Annotated in this window: 5 protein-coding genes; 4 read left to right on the top strand and 1 reads right to left on the bottom strand. The window is 56.1% G+C overall.

The genetic code is table 11. From position 1 onward, the window contains the following. A partial coding sequence (rpsE, locus tag AC4GMC_RS17655) for a 30S ribosomal protein S5 (protein WP_490391489.1) occupies positions 1 to 536 on the top strand: 536 nt, incomplete at its 5' end. Positions 537 to 539: 3 nt separating this feature from the next. Next, on the top strand, positions 540 to 725 hold the full coding sequence (rpmD, locus tag AC4GMC_RS17650; protein ID WP_038008610.1) for a 50S ribosomal protein L30: 186 nt from the start codon (positions 540 to 542) through the stop codon (positions 723 to 725). Between the two features lie 89 nt (positions 726 to 814). On the opposite strand, the gene AC4GMC_RS17645 is transcribed toward rpmD, so the two are convergent. Continuing rightward, positions 815 to 1,474 carry a hypothetical protein gene (locus AC4GMC_RS17645; RefSeq protein WP_487879104.1) on the bottom strand — a complete coding sequence of 220 codons (660 nt, stop codon included), beginning with the start codon at positions 1,472 to 1,474 and terminating at the stop codon, positions 815 to 817. Positions 1,475 to 1,814: 340 nt separating this feature from the next. Between AC4GMC_RS17645 and rplO the strand changes: the two genes are divergently transcribed. Next, positions 1,815 to 2,282 (top strand): 50S ribosomal protein L15, encoded by a 468-nt coding sequence (gene rplO / locus AC4GMC_RS17640; RefSeq protein WP_038008608.1) that lies wholly within the window; start codon positions 1,815 to 1,817, stop codon positions 2,280 to 2,282. 107 nt (positions 2,283 to 2,389) lie between these two features. Then, a partial coding sequence (gene secY, locus AC4GMC_RS17635; RefSeq protein ID WP_490391488.1) for a preprotein translocase subunit SecY occupies positions 2,390 to 3,659 on the top strand: 1,270 nt, incomplete at its 3' end.

Raw genomic sequence — 3,659 nt, 5'->3', positions numbered from 1 at the left:
AAGAAACTCCGGAATTCGCAGATCGCCTTGTCGCGATCAACCGCGTCTCCAAGACCGTTAAAGGTGGTAAGCGTTTTGGCTTTGCTGCACTTGTGGTCGTTGGCGATCAACGCGGTCGTGTGGGCTTCGGCAAAGGTAAGGCCAAGGAGGTCCCCGAGGCCATCCGTAAAGCCACCGAACAAGCTAAGCGTCAAATGGTACGTGTGCCTCTGCGTGACGGTCGTACGCTGCACCACGACATGGAAGGCCGCCACGGCGCCGGAAAAGTGATCATGCGGACAGCCCCAGAGGGTACCGGGATCATTGCTGGTGGTCCAATGCGTGCTGTGTTCGAGATGCTCGGCATCAAAGACGTTGTGGCCAAAAGCCAAGGTTCGCAGAACCCTTACAACATGATCCGCGCCACCATCGACGGCCTGCGCAAAGAAGCGAGCCCTCGCTCGGTCGCTGCGCGTCGCGGTAAAAAAGTGGCTGACATCCTGCCCAAGCGTGACGAAGCGCCCGAGGCATCCGCTCAAGTCGCTGAGGAGGCCTAAGTCATGGGTACTATCGTCGTCAAACAGATCGGCTCTCCGATCCGTCGCCCCGCCAAGCAGCGTGAAACGCTCATCGGTCTGGGCCTGAACAAGATGCACAAGACCCGTGAACTCGAAGATACACCTTCTGTTCGCGGCATGGTCAACAAGATCCCGCATCTGGTTGAGATCATCGAAGTCAAAGAATAAGGTTTTGCGGGTTTGTCCCGCTTAGCCAACACTTTACGCCTCGCTTAACAGCGGGGCGTTTTGCATTTAGCGGTGACGCTTGGGTGGCATTAGGTGGCCGGACGGCGCAAGCGACTGTCGGGCGCACGCACGAACTCACCGCCCCATGTTGCCTCGGGGGGGCTGCGGTAGGGTGACAGGACCATCGCGCCGACGATTATCACGCGTAGGGTCCACAAGTAGGCCGGGTAGGCGAGCAAGACCCAGTTCATCTCACCCACCGCGACGAGCGATAGTGTAGAAGCCACCGCCGCGATGACCCAGGGCCCAAAGGACTCTGTGTGAGGGCGTTTGTACGCTTTTATGACGGTCATGGTGCCACCGCTCATTCCCACGAGGATGGATAGGCCAAGCGCGATCAGCGGGTCGTTTGTCCAGTACCACAAAACAAGGCCAATACATGCCACACCGATGGCGCAAATATCTGGTGCCCGTAGGAAACTGCCCATGCCCCACCGCAGTGAGGTCAGAAATACGATCACCGTACAGACACATTGTACGGCCGCAAAAAACAGCGAAGCGCCGGCGCCTTCGGTGACATGTGTGTAGAAAAACACACAGCTTGGAACAGACCAAATCAGCCAGCTTGATCGTTGAGGACGGCAGCGCCCGCGGAGCGTGTCGTAGATATAGGGGATGTACCCATAAAGGCTCAAAAGTCCTGCGATCAAACCGCACAGAACCGGAGCGGGCAAAGCACTGACCGCCATACTGCATCCTTACTCGCCCGAGGGGCGATACTCGTTACCTGAGACTTTGGGGTGTCACCGGACGCCCGCACGCACATTGGCGTATTCGTTTTCGTAGCACCGTATCCAACGCGCGAGTAAGTAAGGGAAAACTGACCCAAGGAATTCCTTACCTTTTGCTCCCATCGTTGTGGTTTTCCTTGACAGGAGGTGGGCCGTTTAAATGGGTGTTGAGTTCAGCCAGAAGCCGTCCTATACGCACCCGGTGGTGAGGGGCGAGTCTCTGACCGCATAAGATCAATCATGAACGCCGTGTCCGCCCAATTCGCTTCGGGGGCGCGTCCGGCATAGGAGAAGCGATATGAAACTCAATGAACTGCGCGACAACCCAGGCGCCACAAAAGCACGCAAACGCGTTGGCCGTGGACCCGGTTCCGGCACTGGTAAAATGGGTGGCCGCGGTATCAAAGGTCAGAAATCCCGTTCGGGTGTTGCGATCAAAGGGTACGAGGGCGGCCAGATGCCTCTCTACCAACGTCTGCCTAAGCGTGGCTTCAACAAGCCAAACCGCAAAGCATTCGCTGTTGTGAACCTGGGCCTGATCCAGAAATTCATCGACGACAAGAAACTGGAAGCCGGCGATATCACCGAAGATACGCTGATCGCTTCGGGTCTGGTCCGTCGTAAGCTGGACGGTATCCGTGTTCTTGCAAAGGGCGAATTGACCGCAAAAGCCACGATCACGGTGACTGGCGCGTCTAAGTCTGCGATCGAAGCTGTTGCAAAAGCTGGTGGCTCGCTCACCGTTGCGGCACCTGCGGCAGAATAAGCGCTTGTGACCGGGGCTTCTGGCCCCTACATCAAAAGTGACGTTTTACTGACGCCGCGGGTAGGGACGACCTTCCTGCGGCGTAACTATTGAAAAGAGGGGCCCGCATGGCATCTGCTGCAGAGCAAATGGCGGCGAACATGAGCTGGAGTGCATTTGGCAAAGCCAAAGAGCTTCGCCAACGCATCGTGTTCACGATCGGATTGTTGATCATCTACCGTGTCGGGACATATATCCCTGTCCCCGGTATCGACGCACAGGAACTGCGCGCATTCTTTGACCAAGCCGCTGCTGGCTTGGGTGGTGTGCTAAACATGTTCACTGGTGGTGCGATTTCCCGGATGGGTGTGTTTGCCCTTGGGATCATGCCTTACATTTCGGCCTCGATCATCGTCCAGTTGATGACTGCGATGGTTCCCCAGCTTGAGCAACTCAAGAAAGAGGGTGAGCAAGGGCGTAAAAAAATCAACCAGTACACGCGCTACGGGACCGTGGTTCTTGCGACGGTACAAGCCTACGGCATTGCAGTCAGCCTTGAGGCTGGTGGTCTTGTAACCGATCCGGGCCTGTTTTTCCGTGCGGCCTGCGTGATCACTCTTGTGGGTGGTACGATGTTCCTGATGTGGCTGGGTGAGCAAATCACCGCCCGCGGGATCGGTAACGGTATCTCACTGATCATTTTTGTTGGCATCATTGCTGAACTGCCCTCCGCCCTTGCTCAGTTCTTTGAGAGCGGCCGGACTGGTGCATTGTCCACTGCTGCCATCTTTGGCGTCGTTGCTATGCTGTTAGTCACGCTGACGTTTGTTGTCTTTATGGAGCGATCGCTCCGCAAGATACACATCCAGTACCCGCGCCGTCAGGTGGGGATGAAGGTCTATGACGGTGGCAATAGCCACCTGCCCATCAAGGTGAACCCAGCTGGTGTGATCCCCGCGATCTTTGCTTCGTCCTTGCTGTTGTTGCCAACAACAATCGGTACGTTCTCAGGCCAGCAAACCAGCCCCATCATGGCAACGATCCTGGCCTACTTCGGCCCTGGTCAGCCCCTGTACCTGCTGTTCTTTGCTCTGATGATTGTGTTCTTCACGTACTTCTACACGCATAACGTCGCGTTCAAGACGGAAGACGTGGCGGATAACCTCAAGAACCAGAATGGCTTTATTCCTGGAATTCGTCCTGGTGCAAAGACTGCTCAGTACCTGACCTATGTAACAGACCGCGTTTTGGTTCTGGGTGCAGGTTATCTGGCGCTGGTGTGTTTGATCCCAGAGATGGTGCGTCACGAGTTGGCGATCACGGCCTACTTTGGCGGTACATCGATCCTGATTATTGTGTCCGTGGGTATGGACACTGTGCAGCAAATCCAGTCTCATC

The sequence above is a fragment of the Thalassobacter sp. genome (genome assembly GCF_982993085.1).
The sequence above is the reverse complement of the archived record's forward strand: the minus strand, read 5'-3'. Positions and strand labels throughout refer to the sequence as shown.